This is a genomic window from Enterovibrio sp. FF113 (assembly GCF_041439165.1).
GTDB classification, from domain to species: domain Bacteria; phylum Pseudomonadota; class Gammaproteobacteria; order Enterobacterales; family Vibrionaceae; genus Enterovibrio; species Enterovibrio norvegicus_A.
On record NZ_JBGONO010000014.1, the window covers coordinates 1 to 17,013 of the forward strand.

A 17,013-nucleotide genomic window follows, 5' to 3' on the forward strand; every position below is an offset into this window, starting at 1 on the left:
CTTGTTCAACACCCGAATAAAGTGTCGGCTGCGCGACACTTATTCTTATTTGTTAGCTTTTTTGTGACTCGTTCCATGCTTTTTCTAGTTCTGAAACGAGCATGATTTGGGAGAACACTTTACTACCTGTTTCATCACGAAGTTTTGCAAAGTGTTCATCTCCCGTTAGTAAGTAGTCCGCATAATAACTATATAAGGCATGCATACAATCATGCACTAAGCCACGACTTTTACAATTTTCCATTTTAATTTGGGCTTTAGCCATTAATGCCATTTCAACTATTGGTCCACCAACCATTAAAGATGGATATTCTTCAAGAATAAAATCAAAACGTTCAATAGGATCTAACTCTTTTTGTGATTCCCAAAATTTATTTAACGGTTCGTTTTGTAATTCAAAACCGATACAAACAAAGAAGAAAATAAAGACAAGAGCAATTTTAAACTCGACTTCATGTTTAACACGCATACTTTCTGAAAGTTCTAGCTTGTCAGATACAGTAAGCATTGCAATGTGGAACATATCTTTTTCATAGTCGTAAGTTTCATCTTTCCGACCGCACATGCTCTCAATTATTCGTTTGAACCGTTTTGACAACTCCCTATGAGCTGCAGTAGCAGCTTTCAGATCTTCAAAGTCGATAGGAATCGTTAAGTCGTGACGCTGATGGATGTTTTCCCACGTCTGCCCCATTCCAAGAGAGGTAAACGGTTGATCACGAAACAGTGCTTTATCTGATTGAGGGCACCCTGCCTGAATGTAGTCAATCAAAATCTCTGTCGGTGATTTTAGTAATTTTGAGCCACAGTTAAATTGTGCCCAATAGATAAGTTCATCCCGACGCTTTTCATTTGAATTTAACAATATTTCCCAAAGTGTCACAGGGGAAAGGTATAACTCCATATCGAGATAAGCTTTCGCACTAGCAATGAAGTTTGTATCCTTGATTTTATCTGCAAGGAAGTTCAATCCGGATGTATCTAAGTACAACTGTCGATTCATTTAATCTCCGAAGTTAATTGAAAAGCTAACAACTTATTAGCCGGCAACTTGCCTGTTTAGTCCAAAATCGGGCAGCCCGACGTGTCCGCTTTAACTTGTGAAAACTTACCATATAATCCCATTAAATCAGATAATTAACCATCATAAGCTGTGGGCTAAATGAGAAAAATCGGGCGTCCTGTACTAAAAATGTGCGAATTTTCATCATATGCACTCTACTGCACATCTAAACAGGCAGTATTCACAAGAAAAGTCTGGCCTTTGGAAAACGCGTCAAGCACTCAGATGCTCGGTTCCGTCGTAAATAAAAATGGCAACTCGTGGGATAAGAGCTGACCAAATCTGAAAACTGCTTGTTGCGCACGTGCAAAAGTTAACCGAATCTTTTACAAAGGGATTTCGCATATACCTAAACAGCCTCGGAGAGATTTCATGCTCGATAAAATGGCATTCTTTATCTACGTGATCCGCACAGGGTCAATCTCTTCGGCAGCGCGTCAGTTTAATGTCTCCGTTTCTGCGGGAAGCCGCTGGCTACAAGAACTGGAACAACATTTCGGCACTACACTTTGCCACCGTTCTAACCGCCTATTGGAAGCCACACAGGCGGGTCAGACTCTCTATGAGGAATTCTCACCCATCGTCGATAAAGCGGAACGCGTAAGTCAGAAGCTAGCAGGGTTTCAGGATAACGAAAAAGGCCACATCAACATTGCCTGCACGCCCGTATATGCCAACCACTATTTGATGGACAAAATCACCGAGTACACCCGACTCAACCCGAAAGTGACGTTCAATATTAACGTGACGCCTTGGGCGCTCGACCATGCCAGTACCAGCGATTTAATGATCAGTGCCAACGCCCGCTTTCAGGGCTACCGAGAAAAAGACTTACTCTTGGTCAAACGGGAACTGTTAGCCTCTCCATTTGTGGTGGTGGCTGCACCGCACTACACAGAACAACAAGGGCTACCCACCCAACCGGAAGATTTGCAGGATCACGCCTGTTTGGTCGCGACCACACTCACGGGCAGTAACGAATGGATCTTCCAAAAAGGCGTTGAAAACATCGTACTGAAAGTGCCGAAAACCATTGAGGTGAATGACAGCGACCTCTTATTGCGCGGCGTCTCCCAAGGTGCGGGAATTGCTTACCTCCCTCAATTCGTCACCCAAGATGCGGTTAAAAACGGTGCGCTTATTCCCTTGCTGCAAGACTTTACGACCAGTACTTGGAGTTTGAATCTTTACTACCACCCCGCTTCGGTGGCCTCACCTGTCGCCAGTAAATTCAAGGATTTCTTACTGGAAAACCCTTGCTGACCCCTTTCTGACCACGCCTTGTTGACGCCTTGCTAATAGGGTTTCACACACCTCATCCCCCTGCTTTGCATTTTTGCAAAGCCACTTTGAATTTCTGTCTATATCGCCACTCGCAGCTCTTCCGTAAGCTAAAAATCAGTGAGCAAATAGCAAGCATGGGAGTATTGGTGACATGGAACGCATCTTTATTGTGGCGGCAAAGCGCACGCCAATCGGCAGCTTTAACGGATCTCTCGCGTCATTGTCAGGCGTTGAGCTTGGTGCACATGCGATGAAAGCCGCACTTGAACAGGTAGACATCACCCCGGATCTTATCGATGAAGTCATTGTGGGCAATGTGCTGACTGGCGGTGCGGGTATGGGGCCAGGCCGTCAAGCTGCCATCCATGCGGGTGTTCCAGATACGGTGCCCGCCTACACGCTGAACATGATTTGCGGCAGTGGCATGAAAGTCATCATGGACGGTGCGAGCCACATTCGTGCTGGCGATGCGCAAATCGTCCTTACTTGCGGCATGGAGAGCATGTCCAACGCGCCGTATATCACGTCTGGGCAAGTCCGCCGTGGTGTTCGTATGGGCCAACAAATGCAAGAAGACAGCATCATCAAAGACGGTTTAACCGATGCTTTCCATCACTACCATATGGGCGTAACAGCCGAGAACATTGCCTCCCAATGCAATATCAGCCGCGAAGCGCAGGACAAATTTGCCCTGCAAAGCCAACAGAAAGCCGTGAATGCGATTGAGAACGGTCACTTCGAGGCGGAAATTGCACCAATCACGGTGACTGAGCGCAAACGTCAGTTCGACGTTAAAGACGATGAATACCCAAAAGCAAACGCCACCTTTGAAGGACTTCAAGCGCTGCGTCCAGCCTTCGACAAACAAGGCAGCGTGACAGCAGGGAATGCTTCCGGCATTAACGATGGCGCATCCGCCATTTTGCTGGCATCAGAAAGCGCAGTGAAATGCCACAACCTCACCCCATTGGCTGAATTGGTGGAATACGGACAGGGCGCCATTGCACCAGAAGTGATGGGACTTGGGCCTGTTTCAGCCATCGCTAATACCTTAACAAAAGCCCAAATGGCCATCGAAGACATCAACGTCTTTGAACTGAACGAAGCGTTTGCGGCACAGGCGCTTGGCGTGATCAAAGAAGTCGCCGAAGAGCACCAGATAGAACAGGATTGGCTGCTTGCGTGCAGCAACCTAAGCGGCGGCGCAATTGCCCTTGGTCACCCTATCGGCGCGTCCGGCAACCGTATTGTCACCACGCTGGTTTACCAACTGCAACGCACGCAACAAGAGTACGGTCTGGCGTCGCTGTGCATTGGCGGCGGCATGGGCACGGCACTGATTCTGAAACGCTGCTAGGGGAATAATTACCATGAAAAAAGCAGCGACCGCCCAACAGATTGAACACCTTTTGCATGACGGCATGACCATCATGATCGGGGGCTTTATGGCGACAGGCGCACCAGAGCGCCTGATCGATCTCTTGATTCAAAAGGACATCAGAGACATTACGCTGATCACAACTGACACAGGTTCTCCCGGTCGTGGTTCAAGCCGTTTGATTGCTGATAAGCGGGTCAAAAAGCTGTATGCCTCTCACATTGGGACGAACCCCGAAACAGGCAAACAAATGAACGAAGGCACGTTGGAGGTTGAACTGGTTCCACAGGGCACCCTCGCCGAGCGTATTCGCTCTGCAGGTGCAGGATTAGGCGGCGTACTTACCCCAACAGGGCTTGGCACGATTGTGGCGGAAAACAAGCGCTTGATAGACGTCGATGGGCAACAATTTTTGCTAGAAACACCCCTGAAAGCCGACTTGGCTTTAATCAAAGGCTCAAAAGTCGATCGTCGTGGCAACGTCTTTTACAGCAAAACCACCCAGAATTTTAATCCGTTAATGGCGACCGCGGCAGAAACCGTCATTGTCGAACCTGAACAACTTGTTGAGCTTGGCGACATTGCACCCGAAGCGGTTCATACCCCGAGTATTTTTGTCGATCATATCTTGGTCGATCATATCAACGTCAATCACATTCAGGTGGAGGACACGCAATGACAGCGCAATTAGATAAAGACACCATCCGCCACCGCATTGCATGGCGTGTCGCCCGCGAGATGAAAGACGGCGATGTGGTGAACCTTGGCATTGGTTTGCCAACATTGGTTGCCAATCATGTCGACAAAGAGGTCGAGTTGTTACTGCAAGGGGAAAACGGCCTGTTAGGCATTGATCAATTGGCATGTGAAAACACCATGGACGCCGATCTGGTGAATGCAGGCGGACAGCATATTACTGCCGTAAACGGGGCGTGTTACTTCAACAGCGCCGACTCTTTCGCCATCATCCGTGGCGGTCATGTCGATGCCACGGTATTAGGCGCACTGCAGGTCGATGAACAGGGCAACCTCGCCAACTGGATCATTCCAGGGAAAATGGTGCCGGGCATGGGCGGCGCAATGGATCTGGTCGTCGGTGCCAAAAAGGTCATTGTCGCGATGGAGCATTCCGTGAAAGGCCAGCCTAAGCTGCTGAAGCATTGCTCTTTGCCACTCACCGCCGCGAATCAAGTCAACCTGATCGTGACAGAAATGGGGGTATTTGAAATCAACGAACGTGGCATGGTACTCACTGAGCTTGCCCCTGAGTTTACCATCGAAGATGTTCAGGCCGCGACAGAAGCCACGCTTCTGGTATCACCAAATTTAACGCCGATGCAGTTGCCTGCTAGCTAACTCATTCGCGTCTATCTAAGAACAGGCATGTTTAGATTAATTTGACTCATTCAGTACTCAGAAAATAGGATATAAAGGTACGTAATAATCATGTTCCGTGACATGCCTTATACCTTGATGAGTAAGAGCAATCCCAATGTCTAATGTCGTTCAGTTCTCTAAGTTTGGTGGTAGCAAGAAGACCAACACAGCCCCAGCAACCCAATCGCCAAGCCCTAAAGCGCTAAGGGAAGAGGCAGCATTAAAACAAGATAATCAATGCTACTTCTGTGGCGCACGTAAAGAACCCAAAGAACTGCACTGGCTGGATAAGGTGGGGTTTAAACAAAAAACACACGTTGTCTGCGGTACCTGTGGCTCTGACGCTAAATCACGCTCAATGGATGAACTCCGAATAATCCTTGCGCTGAAAGCGATGGATTTCAGCACCGTCAAGCTCAAGCAATACCTTGAGCTAAGAGATAAAGGGGTTCAAATAGACGGTGTCCGCGATTATAAATTCCACTTTGAAACGATTGAGTGATGGTGAGCATGAGCTAGAGGCGAGTCGATGAATTAAAGCCAATAATTATCGACTTTGCCTATCAGAGGACTGGCGCTTTTAGAAAAACCAAAACGGTTAAAAAACCACCCCCAAATTTCGTGATATTCACCCCAACTCCCAGCATGCCGTTCTAGGGTGTCATTTATTCATGACTCGCCGCCGCTTCTTACCGATATACAAAAGCATCGTCAGGGCTGTCTGGAAACTCGCTATATGCCTGATTTTTTATTGTTCAACACGGCAACTCCTGACATTCCTCTGACTTTTTTTCATCATTGCCCTGATATTTCGCCTACATCCCACCCCTACAATTCGCGCCGATTTTCAGTGAGTTACACAGAAGAATTTTGTATACCCTTGTCAGAAAAGCGGACAAGGCGTGATCGTACTTCCATGTGAAAAAAGCAGACATAAATTTCGCTTATGTCTTTTTAAAACATCCCGTAACTTACTGGCGAAAATACCTGTCTCTTCTTTTTTAAGGAATAAAACGGCCATGACGTTCAAGCCAAATGCAATTTGTGCGGCACTCTTTTTAGGCTTAGCGAGCTTTTCTACTCACGCTTCTGTGTCAGCGGTAAACGGCGACGATATGGTGAACCCTGAGGGTGGCGTTGTTGTGGGTTACTGGCACAACTGGTGTGATGGTGCAGGTTACAAAGGCGGCAACGCACCGTGTGTCACATTGGAAGAAGTGAACCCAATGTATAACGTGGTCGACGTGTCTTTCATGAAAGTGTTCGATACCGCAGAAGGGCGCATTCCTACTTTCCGTCTTGACCCTATGATTGGCTTGTCTGAGCAAGATTTCATTAACGAAATCGCAGAGCTAAACCGTCAAGGTCGTTCTGTGCTGCTAGCTCTTGGTGGTGCGGATGCACACGTAGAATTGAAGACCGGCGATGAACAAGCATTTGCCGATGAAATCATTCGCCTTACCGACCTGTACGGTTTCGATGGTTTAGACATCGACCTAGAACAAGCGGCGGTTACCGCGGCAGACAACCAAACCGTGATTCCTGCTGCACTGCGTATGGTCAAAGACCACTATGCGGCGCAAGGTAAAAACTTCCTCATCACCATGGCACCAGAGTTTCCTTACCTGACAGAAGGCGGGAAATACGTGCCTTACATTACGGCTCTGGAAGGTTACTACGATTGGATCAACCCACAGTTTTACAACCAAGGCGGCGACGGCATTTGGATTGATGGTGTGGGCTGGATTGCACAAAACAACGATGCGTTAAAACAAGAGTTTATCTATTACATCTCGGATTCGTTGATCAACGGTACCCGTGGCTTCCACAAAATCCCACATGACAAACTGGTATTCGGTATCCCTTCAAGCAACGATGCGGCTGCAACAGGTTTTGTAAAAGATCCTGCCAAATTGTATGCGGCCTTTGGTCAGTTAAGTAACCAAGGTCAGCCACTTCGCGGTGTCATGACGTGGTCAGTAAACTGGGACATGGGAACAGATGCAGCGGGTAACCAATACAACGAGCAGTTCATTAAAGATTACGGTCCATTTATTCACGGCCAAACGCCACCACCACCAGCGGAAGGCAAACCTGTGTTCAGCGGTGTGAATGACGTTCGCGTTCGCCACGGTGATGAATTCGATGCCATGGCAGGCGTTTCTGCGATGGACGAAGAAAATGGCGACCTGACCTTTAGCATTGTGGTTGATGGAAGCGTTGATACCTCACGTTTGGGTCAATACGTGCTGGTTTACAGTGTTTCTGATGAAGACGACAACGAAACCAAAGCAACGCGCACTGTTGAGGTTTACAGCCAAAAACCTGTTTTCTCCGGTGTGGAGAAACTTACCCTAAAACTGGGCGCTGAATTCGACGCAATGGCCGGCGTAAAAGCCACTGATGCAGAAGATGGCGATCTGACCAGCACCGTATCGGTTGAAGGTAACGTTGATACATCCCTTGTTGGCAAATACAGAATAAGTTACAGCGTCACTGATAGTGCACTTCAAACCGTGACAGTCGACCGTGTGATTTCTGTTACCGACGGCAGCACCTGTGCGAACGCATGGGATGCCTCATCGGTATATAACACGGACGATATCGTGAGCCACGCCGGCAACACCTGGCAAGCGGGTTGGTGGACACGTGGTGAAGAACCAGGCACAACGGGCGAATGGGGTGTTTGGCGCGAAACAGGCGACAGCGATTGCGGTGACACTGGCACGCCAGCGGCATCGTTGAAACTGTCAGGCGTGAAAAGCACATACACTGCCGACAATGGCAATGTCACGCTAGAGCTGGAGCTTGAGAGCAACCAAGCGATGGCAACAGACATCACCGTTTCTGGCGCTTCAATGGTGTCTGGCGGCGAAACTCAAGTGAACGTTGACGGTAAGTTGGCTGTTTCTCTGACGTTGAGCAACGTTGAAGCCGGTCAATACTCGGTATCTGTTATTGGTAAAACCGAAAGCGGCACCACCGTGAAGCAAAACGCGGCGTTTACCGTGAGAGATGAGGCAATTACGCCTCCACCTCCGGGTGGCGAGTATCCTGACTATGTATCAGGTACGGCTTACGCGGCGGGCGATTTGGTGACAGGTGTAGACGGTCATATATACGAATGTAAGCCTTGGCCTTACACCAGCTGGTGTGCGAATGCATCTTACGCACCGGGTGATAGCCTTTACTGGGCTGACGCTTGGGACAAACGGTAAGCACTGTGCTTCCCTGCGACAATTAGCCACTTCCTGAAGCTCAATAACACAAAAGCGCCAGAGTAAAATCTGGCGCTTTTTCCGTTCTAAACAGCCGCGTTATTGTGTGACACCTGCGATAACCGACGGCTCACCCTCAATCACAGGCATATCGCCAATATCTGCTGAACCAGACACAGACGTTGGCACGCTCACTGCTGGATCGGCCAACGTCAGCGCACTACATTGTCCTGAAGCGGCCTGCATGGTCTGCTCAATTTCTCTCGCTTTAACCACATATTGATTTGCTGACCCCATCAGAACTCCGTCAGAAACCGAGAACTGAGGAACATAACGCTCTCCATTCTGCGTATAAGGAATTCCCCACAGATCGCCATTGCCACCATAATTCAGCAAGAATGTCTGTCCCGCAAACGTTCCCGCCGACCCCGATCTGTCATTGGCATTACTATGTGAATAAGTAAATTGAAGTGGCTTGTCGAAGCTAACAACATCCCCGCTACCGTCTTGGATGGCTGTGAGCTGGTTCCATGGCTGGAGACCCGTTTCCCACACATAGTATTCCGTCACGATCGCAGGGTCATAAATATCATAAGAATTCGACACCGTTGATGTCACCATCGGCCCACTTCTTACACCCCAACTGTGTGGCGTTGAATCAATGTTAGATTGCGTGAGCGACGCGTTATAGCGCACAGGTTCGCTGCTGTTTGCACTCACAAGCGTCAGTAAATTACCGCCAGTGGTACTGAACGTGAAATTATGCGGGCCGCTGGCAGTTTCAAATGGGCTACTAGCTCCACTCCAGTTAGTCAAATCACTAAGATCGAGCGTACCAATAGGGCAATTGTCGTAACAGTACAGCGTCACTGACCCACCATTAAGTAACTCGCCAGACCCTGTTTCACTGCCGTTAATAAAGCTCTGCTCATAATAAGTCAGCGCCGTTTTTCCCTGCAGATACTTCACTTCGCCGCCAAGTTGCTCTGAATACATATATAACGATTCATTACTCGACAACACAATTTGAGTCGGACCAAACGCAGTAATCGTTGGGCCATTTTGCCCCCAGCTAAGCTTACCGGTTTTATAAAAACCGTCAGACCCCACACTGTCTTGTGCCGCAGTGAGGTATTTCACCACCCATTGATCAAACGTGCTGTCACTGAATACCGTGCTATCCCAATAACTAAAGCTGACGCCTCGCGCATCAGATAGATTCAATGTTTTAACCGTGTTTTTAATCAATCTACCTGGCGCAGTCACCACGGTATAAGGCGTTTGCGTACCACCGTCATCTTTAACGATCGTCTCACCGTTCGTCACCGCACCCTCTACCTCAGACCAAAGCCCCCAGTAACCGATGTAACCATAACTGTCATAGTTGGCGTTGTTTGCACTGGCATAGCGAATAGGAAAACCCGCATTGACGCCGATTTGCGCACCCGTTGACGCATTGTATAAATCATAGCGATGAACATCGCTGTCAAACAGCGTTCGGCTGAGACACGTACCGCTGTTATCGCCAGACTTATAAGGCAAGCTATCAAAGTCGCTGGCATTTTGAAGCAATACATTATCAGCACTAAACGTTAACGCATAAGCACCGCCATTGCCTGAAGAGGTCAAGGCAATCCCATCAGATCGATCGCTCGACATCACAACACTGGCGCTTTGTGTATATGTACTCGCTCCCTGTTGGCTGGACTCATATAAGGTAAAACCAATCGACCCCGCCAAGGAATCAACAGTCAGCACTTCACCGCCACCTTGTGGCGATAAATCGGTGAAGTTATCAAAGAACTCAAAGTTAAAGGTGAACTGGCCGAAAGGATCCGTACTCGAGGCCCCCTCAGAAATGACAGCTTTAAATCGAATGGCCTGTTCGCCTGATCCAGACGCCATTTCCGGAATCCAAACATTGGCGATCAAGGGCGAAGAATCTGATTCTCGCGTTACGTTCGCGACAGCCTTTAAATAGGACGGTGTATTGCTAGCCCCAGAAGATTGACCGGTAGATCCATCATCACTGTCATCAAAACATGCCCCTTCATCGGCCAAAACGAGGTATGGTCCTTCATTGGCAAATTCCGTCACATTAAATTGAGCCGTGAAGCACAAGATACTGTTGACCAGCTCAATGGGCTCTAACGCCTCATTCCATACATAGTTTTTGGTCTCAGCTGTCGAATATTCCGTTCCAGCATCGTTAAAAGCCGCCGTGGCGATACCCGACCACAGCACAGCAGAACCCGCAACACACAGAGTGTTAATCATTTTCATTTGTCACGACCTCCAGTTGCTGGGGTAACTGTAAACTGCTGGTTGACGTGGTCGTTGCTGCTGTAGAACCGCTATCACTACACGCCCATATCGCACTGCATAGCAGCCCTATACATGCCATTTTCGATAAACCTTTCATACATCCCCCTGCTCACAAGCCAAAGTCATTAAATAACGTTTGATATCTCAATATTGAGAATTAAATTAATCTTAGTTTTAATGTGGGAATATGCGAGCCGGAGAAGAGGTTCAAGCCAGTCAAGACTTACATCTCTAAAGCAATGAATAATAGTATTTTTTTATATTTTAAAAAATATGTAGAAAAAATAGCCAAGATATTTATTCAGTTAGCTCTCTATCTTGACCAATAGTTCGGATAAAACCCTAACCCCAAAAAGTGATCGATATCACCAAATCAACAGGAAAGGTAAATTAAGACAGAAAAGCCAAATAGAATGCCAATGAATGTGATCACGATCTGCTGAAGCATGTTGCGGGTTCCTTAGACTGGGCACAGAAACGTTAACACTGAATATACATTTACAGGAACAAACTGCTGTTCGTCTAAAAAAGACAGAGAGGTGTCGTGATGAGTGAAGTTCTTTTAGCCATTGTTGCAGGTGCCGTTGTGGGCTTCTTCTTCAGCGCGGTCAAGCTACCGTTACCTGCTCCTCCTGTCATTTCCGGAATTATGGGCATTGTTGGTATCTACTTGGGTGGCATGGCCTACCAAACAATGATTACCCGCTTTTTTTCTTAACCCAAGCCCGTTCTGTTCATATCTAGCGCAAGGTGTGCCAGTTTTTATTTTCTATTAAAGATGTAAGAAAACTCGAGGAGGACTGGTGTCTACAGGGAAGCTACCGCCGGCGGCAGATGGATTACAACTCAACTTTTGTAAAACATTGGCGTGTCGAAACTTTGGATTGAGTGATGCGAAGTACTATTTGCTTCAAGATACTGATCCGTCTCGTCCCGGTTTGGTGTGCCGTGAGTGTGGCGCCTTTCCTCCTCTCCTTAACAATCAAGCCGTGCGAACCGAGTTTGCACGACTCAAAACGCAAGACTCAGGTAACTTGGCAGCCTGCAGCACAGAGGGCTGCATTGCACATGGTAAGCCCGTCCTCACTAACCGCGAGCTCTATCATGCTTTTGGATACAGTGGTGAACGTCAGCGCTATCGCTGCAAACATTGCCAATCAACCTTCGTGGACAAGTGGTCGAACGCGAACCCAAAGTCTGGCGTACAACAAAAGCTGCTTGGTTTATTGTTCACTGGTCACCCTGTCAGAGAAATCTGCCGCAAGTTAAGCATGAACCCCAAGACATTTTATGATCACTTGGACCAAGTTGCGGCACGCTGTCGAAACAAACTGGCCAGTGTTGACGCCCGTTTTTTACAACTTGCCATCAATAACCCTCTTGCTTCAACGCTTGCACCGTTGCAACCACTGAGTGATAACGGGGTTATGTGGCTAACCACAGGCGATGCAGCGCAAGGTTATGTACTGCTTCAAAACATCAATTATTCCCAAGATGAAGAAAAGCCCGACGAAGAAGCCGATGTTTACACCCCAAACTCACGTCGCATGCCCGATAGCTTTATTCATTTGGCAGAAATTGGCGAGCCAGACAGCAATGATTTGTTGAATCAAGTTAATAACAAATACAAAGAAGTCCTATCTCGTAGCAATGTAGAAGACCTGTACACGCGCCCCGTCAATGTGGACTATCCATCAAAAGGTTGCTTGATACGCCCTCAGTACACTGCGTATGCCCAGTTTCTGCGTTTACAAGAATTGACCATGCAATGGGATGATTTAACACTCTATCTCCCACAAGAACCCTTGCTGCGTTCGGCGGTAATTAGTGTGTTTAAAGAGCGCTTGCAACAACGCCAATGCCAACCGGTTTACGTCACGCAGACGTCGGAATGGCAAGAAAACGACACGGCAGACAATATTGATATCATGTTACTGAGTTGGTGGCGTGATCGCTGGGCGTTCACCCAAAGAGGCAATGCAGCCAAAGCAATATGTCACCTTGGTAAAGAGACGGGAAAAGAAGATGAATGGCTGCAGCGTGCAAGCACCTTCATGCTGGAAGAGTATCAAGCCCGCTTCTACCTGAACTTCCGATCATTGATCGATGAGCCTAGAAGACGACTTCGACCAGGAGGCTTGCTCCCTCTGCTGGATATTTTCCGCGCTTGGAACAACTTGTGCCATCAAAATGGCGATGGGATAACCCCAGCACAAGCGTTGGGGCTAACGAGGCAACCATACACATTGGCGCAATTACTCGCGTAATCTTTCGTCAACAAAACAAAAAAGCGAGCTCGATATGCTCGCTTTTTATTTGTCAGTCACATTTCTTATTCGTCTGCTTCTGCTTCAGAATAATCTTCAGTTGCACCGTTACGAGACGTAGAGCACAGGTTGTATACCACGTGCTTATGATTGATTTCTCTTAAATACTTCAACCAACACAGCGCGTATTGAGACTCCGCTGCACGACGTCCGTTTATCTCGTCGACAAACTTTTGCTGTTCTTCGTCTTGCGGCACCATCACACCGTCAAACAGTGCTTTCATGGTACGGCCACTGGTTTCCAAAAGCTGCGATTCCTTAATCGTGAAATAGCCGGAACGCGCGAAACCTTTTGGGAAATGCCTGTCATCAAAAAACCTTTGACCACTAAACATTATTTAACTCCTCAACATACATTGTGCAATATTCTTCATTACTACATTCGATGTAAAGAAAAATATTATTTATCTGACAACAAAGAAAATTTATTCTCTTAGCGTTATAGCGGTGTTTTAGAACCCTGTCGAGTATCAAACACCTGTTTAGTGATGAATTTTATAAGTAAGGTAGCCAATAAGCATTCGCAGGTCGAGCATGAATGAAGTAAGTTATTGTAACAATGTGAAAAACATCATCCTATTACAAAAAATATGCCACTTTTTGACGTTTACTTGTTTTACATCACACCCCTGAATCACAAATAAAAACCCAAATTTACTGGCTTGCAGCTGATTATTGCCACTTTCACTATCGCTATCTTCCGTTAATGATACATACGTCCCAAAATAGCCAACCGGCACTCATGACAATCGAAATATTTAATCAAACGCAGTGATTTTTTTCGTTGTATTTAATTCATGATCTGGATTTATTCTTACTTGGAATTGGCGTAATGGAAACGCCAAAGAAACTTCATCAATATGTCATGTTATTTGGGCTATATTTAATAGACAACGACTTAGCGTCTAGAAACCAAGTAGGTTCTAGATCCCTAGTTATCCAAAGTAACAAGAATACGAACAAGGTAAAATAAGATGGCCAAGTGGGAACAGTGGCTGAAAAACGACACTAATCGAAAAGACAAAGTACATTCTAAGTTCAACGAAGAGTTCGGTGAGCAACCTCAACGCGACAAGAAGCGACGTAAACCGCGCCCTAGTCGAACTTCCCACGAGGAATACCCGTTCGATTGATGAGAAAAAAGCCAGAAATGCTCTGCATTCCTGGCTTTTATAGTTTTGTAAATGAGCAAACCATGCCCGAGTAACCTCAAGGTGCGTGGCTCCCGCACGACCAATCACTGAAGCCATTACTGCTCCAACGAGCATACCTTTCGCAGCACACCAGCCAAATAACTAATGGGAAAATGTCGACCGCAAGAAACGTAAGGATCTTCGAAGACACGAATAAGACATTTCTGGTAATATCGAAATATTAAATAGAATAGATGAGAGGATATGACATGGAACTGGAGATCGTTGCGAAAGCACTGAAAGAGTTAGGGCACCCGACCCGCTTGTCGATTTTCAAACGCTTGGTACGTTCCGGACACAATGGTATCTCCGTCGGAGAAGTTCAAGAAGATCTCGGCATCCCAGGCTCGACATTGTCACATCATCTGTCTAGCTTAATGTCAGCAGGTCTAATTACTCAGCGTCGTGAAGGCCGTGTTCTTTACTGTGTGCCTCAGTTTGAACAATTGAATGGTGTCCTGACGTTCTTGCAAGAAGAGTGTTGTGCTGACGAAGAGCTGTCAAATTAGCGCGGAATGAGTATCAAAGTTCGTGGTAAGACATAGCGGCAAAGCACTCTTTTTTCAGAGTAGCCCGCCGCGAATTTATAACAGAATAGACTTAAGCGTTTTGCTCTTGCCATTGTGCGTTGAAGATTTCGACCTGTTTCGTCGTTTCGCGCCAACGCACAGAGCTTTGTAACTCTTTCACTGTAAACTCGTGCTTTTTCGCTAGGCTACCAGCATGTGACACCTCAGTGATTGGCAGTTGATCCAACACTTCAATCGATGATCGACGATTGTTGCAAAGCAACAGCATGTCACAACCTGCCGACAATGCTTGCTGACTTCTCTCTGCTGGGCCACCCATCACGGTTGCCCCTTCCATGTTCAGATCATCTGAGAAAACAATACCTTTGAAGCCCAACTGCTCCCGCAGCACCTTCTTCAACCAGTAAGATGAACCGCTTGCAGGTAAATCATCATAGTGTGGATAAATGACGTGTGCGGGCATCATGGCATCCAAGGTACCCGCATCAATCTGGGCCTTGAAAATGGCCATGTCTTGTTCGAATAGGTTGCTACGCTCATCGATTGGGCTCTCAACATGAGAATCCGCCAACACGGCACCGTGTCCTGGAAAGTGTTTGCCCGTGGTTGCCATGCCCGCTTCTTTCATGCCTGACATAAACGCGCTTGAATAACGAATTACAGTCGCATTGTCATCGCCAAAAGCACGGCTACCAATGGCTTTGCAATCAAAACCTCGATCGAGCACTGGCGCAAAGCTAAGATCGAAATCGTGCGCCATTAGCTCTGCAGCCATCAACCATCCAGACTCTCTTGCAAGCGCCTCACCATTAGGCATTCGCGCATAAGATTGTGCGGGCGGGATCAAGGTGAACTGCTCTCTAAAACGCTGTACGCGACCACCCTCTTGATCAACACCGATTAATATAGGGCGTTTTGCCGCTTTTCGGATTGCCTGATTCAGCGCCGCAAGTTGCTGGCTGTCATGAAAATTACGCGCAAATAGAATTACGCCGCCAACGGTTGGGTGTGCCAATAGCTCTCGCTCTTCAGCGTCTAGCTCGCATCCTTCCACATCAAGCCACAATGGGCCCATGGTGCTCTCCTGTTTCAAATTAGGCTCTGTGGTGAATAGTACGATGAGTCACATCTTCAACACAATTTCGATCACCAAATTCTTAGGACTGTGAGAGACTTAAGTCATCAGATTTAGAAGAATAAAGAGGCTATCCGTGAGCATGTATATTGGCATTATGTCCGGCACAAGTTTGGACGGTATTGACTTGGTGGCTGCTGATTTTGATCATCAAAGCGCTAACGCGCATCATCAAGCCATGTATCCCTTTCCTGAAGCGCTTAAGGAAAAGCTGATTGCATTGAGCCAAGGCGCACCTGTCACACTGGAAGAAATTGGCGCCATCGACCATTTCCTTGGCAAAACCTACGCAAGCGCCGTCAATCAATTCTTAGCACAAACAGGATTAAAAGCCGAAGACATCACGGCTATTGGCTGCCACGGCCAAACCGTATTCCATCAACCTAACGGTCCTATGCCTTTCACGATGCAGCTTGGCGATGCCAACATCATTGCTGCACTAACCGGTATCACCACCGTCGCTGATTTTCGTCGCAAAGATATGGCATTAGGTGGCCAAGGCGCGCCACTCGTTCCTGCGTTTCATCGTTACTTGTTTGGAGAAAGCAATAAAACGCGCGTCGTGCTCAACATCGGGGGTATTGCCAATATCTCCGTATTGGCGCCCAATCACCCCGTGATGGGTTATGACACCGGCCCTGGCAATATGTTGATGGACAGCTGGGTACTCGAACACCAACACAAACCTTATGACGAAGACGGCAATTGGGCCGCTTGCGGCGAGCTGAATCCGGCATTACTCAACCAAATGCTATCTGATGGATATTTCGCAAAGTCTGCCCCAAAAAGCACAGGACGCGAGCTTTTCAATCAGGGTTGGCTAACTCAACAATTGGCACAGTTCGGAGAAGAGATCGCACCGGAAGACGTTCAAGCCACATTGCTGGCATTAACAGCAACCTCAATTGCCGACGAACTTAACGATGATGACAAGGGAGAGTTGCTGGTCTGTGGCGGTGGGGCAAGAAATTCGACCCTAATGAATGCGTTGCAACACGCACTGCCAAGCTGGCAAGTCATGACAACAGACGATAAAGGGATAGACGGTGATTCGATGGAAGCACTCGCTTTTGCGTGGCTAGCACGTCAGGCATTAGAAGGGGAACCGGGAAATTTGCCTGAAGTGACAGGCGCCAGCCGACCTTGCCGACTTGGCGCTATCTATTATTCGGACTGATCTTTC

General features: G+C 47.4%; 15 protein-coding genes. 11 read left to right on the forward strand and 4 right to left on the reverse strand.

Translation table 11 applies throughout. From position 1 onward, the window contains the following. Positions 1–52: 52 nt before the first annotated feature. On the reverse strand, positions 53–1,003 hold the full coding sequence (locus ACED36_RS12470; RefSeq protein ID WP_017014859.1) for a hypothetical protein: 951 nt from the start codon (positions 1,001–1,003) through the stop codon (positions 53–55). Between the two features lie 432 nt (positions 1,004–1,435). Between ACED36_RS12470 and ACED36_RS12475 the strand changes: the two genes are divergently transcribed. The 6 genes from ACED36_RS12475 to ACED36_RS12500 all read left to right on the forward strand — a co-directional run bounded on the left by ACED36_RS12475 (position 1,436) and on the right by ACED36_RS12500 (position 8,320). Then, on the forward strand, positions 1,436–2,326 hold the full coding sequence (locus ACED36_RS12475) for a LysR family transcriptional regulator (RefSeq protein WP_371733348.1): 891 nt from the start codon (positions 1,436–1,438) through the stop codon (positions 2,324–2,326). A gap of 172 nt (positions 2,327–2,498) precedes the next feature. Next, the gene (locus tag ACED36_RS12480) at positions 2,499–3,704 is read left to right on the forward strand and encodes an acetyl-CoA C-acetyltransferase (protein WP_371733349.1); all 1,206 of its coding nucleotides are present in this window, start codon (positions 2,499–2,501) and stop codon (positions 3,702–3,704) included. A 13-nt stretch (positions 3,705–3,717) separates the two neighbouring features. Further along, entirely contained in the window at positions 3,718–4,404 is a 687-nt protein-coding gene (locus ACED36_RS12485; protein WP_371733351.1) for a CoA transferase subunit A, read from the forward strand. Beyond that, positions 4,401–5,081, forward strand: coding sequence for a 3-oxoacid CoA-transferase subunit B (locus tag ACED36_RS12490; protein ID WP_371733352.1), 681 nt, complete (start codon positions 4,401–4,403; stop codon positions 5,079–5,081). Before ACED36_RS12485 ends, ACED36_RS12490 begins: the two co-directional genes overlap by 4 nt. Before the next feature lie 136 nt (positions 5,082–5,217). After that, positions 5,218–5,604, forward strand: a complete 387-nt coding sequence (locus tag ACED36_RS12495) for a hypothetical protein (RefSeq protein WP_371733353.1) — start codon at positions 5,218–5,220, stop codon at positions 5,602–5,604. Between the two features lie 517 nt (positions 5,605–6,121). Next, complete coding sequence (locus ACED36_RS12500; RefSeq protein ID WP_371733354.1) at positions 6,122–8,320, forward strand: immunoglobulin-like domain-containing protein; 2,199 nt, start codon at positions 6,122–6,124, stop codon at positions 8,318–8,320. 99 nt (positions 8,321–8,419) lie between these two features. Here the strand turns inward: ACED36_RS12500 and ACED36_RS12505 are convergent, their stop codons facing one another. Beyond that, positions 8,420–10,603 (reverse strand): hypothetical protein, encoded by a 2,184-nt coding sequence (locus ACED36_RS12505; protein WP_016960334.1) that lies wholly within the window; start codon positions 10,601–10,603, stop codon positions 8,420–8,422. Positions 10,604–11,192: 589 nt separating this feature from the next. Between ACED36_RS12505 and ACED36_RS12510 the strand changes: the two genes are divergently transcribed. Beyond that, the gene (locus ACED36_RS12510) at positions 11,193–11,363 is read left to right on the forward strand and encodes a XapX domain-containing protein (RefSeq protein ID WP_016960333.1); all 171 of its coding nucleotides are present in this window, start codon (positions 11,193–11,195) and stop codon (positions 11,361–11,363) included. A gap of 85 nt (positions 11,364–11,448) precedes the next feature. Then, the gene (locus ACED36_RS12515) at positions 11,449–12,912 is read left to right on the forward strand and encodes a lactate dehydrogenase (protein WP_016960332.1); all 1,464 of its coding nucleotides are present in this window, start codon (positions 11,449–11,451) and stop codon (positions 12,910–12,912) included. 65 nt (positions 12,913–12,977) lie between these two features. Here the strand turns inward: ACED36_RS12515 and maoP are convergent, their stop codons facing one another. Next, on the reverse strand, positions 12,978–13,307 hold the full coding sequence (gene maoP, locus ACED36_RS12520) for a DUF413 domain-containing protein (protein WP_016960331.1): 330 nt from the start codon (positions 13,305–13,307) through the stop codon (positions 12,978–12,980). A gap of 639 nt (positions 13,308–13,946) precedes the next feature. Between maoP and ACED36_RS12525 the strand changes: the two genes are divergently transcribed. Next, a complete protein-coding gene (locus ACED36_RS12525) occupies positions 13,947–14,105 on the forward strand; it encodes a hypothetical protein (RefSeq protein WP_016960330.1) in 159 nt (52 codons plus the stop codon). A gap of 269 nt (positions 14,106–14,374) precedes the next feature. Continuing rightward, positions 14,375–14,674, forward strand: coding sequence for an ArsR/SmtB family transcription factor (locus ACED36_RS12530; protein ID WP_371733355.1), 300 nt, complete (start codon positions 14,375–14,377; stop codon positions 14,672–14,674). Between the two features lie 91 nt (positions 14,675–14,765). On the opposite strand, the gene nagZ is transcribed toward ACED36_RS12530, so the two are convergent. Then, positions 14,766–15,770: a beta-N-acetylhexosaminidase gene (gene nagZ, locus ACED36_RS12535; protein WP_016960328.1), complete on the reverse strand. Its 1,005-nt coding sequence runs from the start codon at positions 15,768–15,770 to the stop codon at positions 14,766–14,768. A 142-nt stretch (positions 15,771–15,912) separates the two neighbouring features. Here nagZ and ACED36_RS12540 point away from each other — a divergent pair, with 142 nt between their 5' ends. Next, positions 15,913–17,007 (forward strand): anhydro-N-acetylmuramic acid kinase, encoded by a 1,095-nt coding sequence (locus ACED36_RS12540; protein ID WP_016960327.1) that lies wholly within the window; start codon positions 15,913–15,915, stop codon positions 17,005–17,007. The last annotated feature ends 6 nt before the right edge of the window (positions 17,008–17,013 follow it).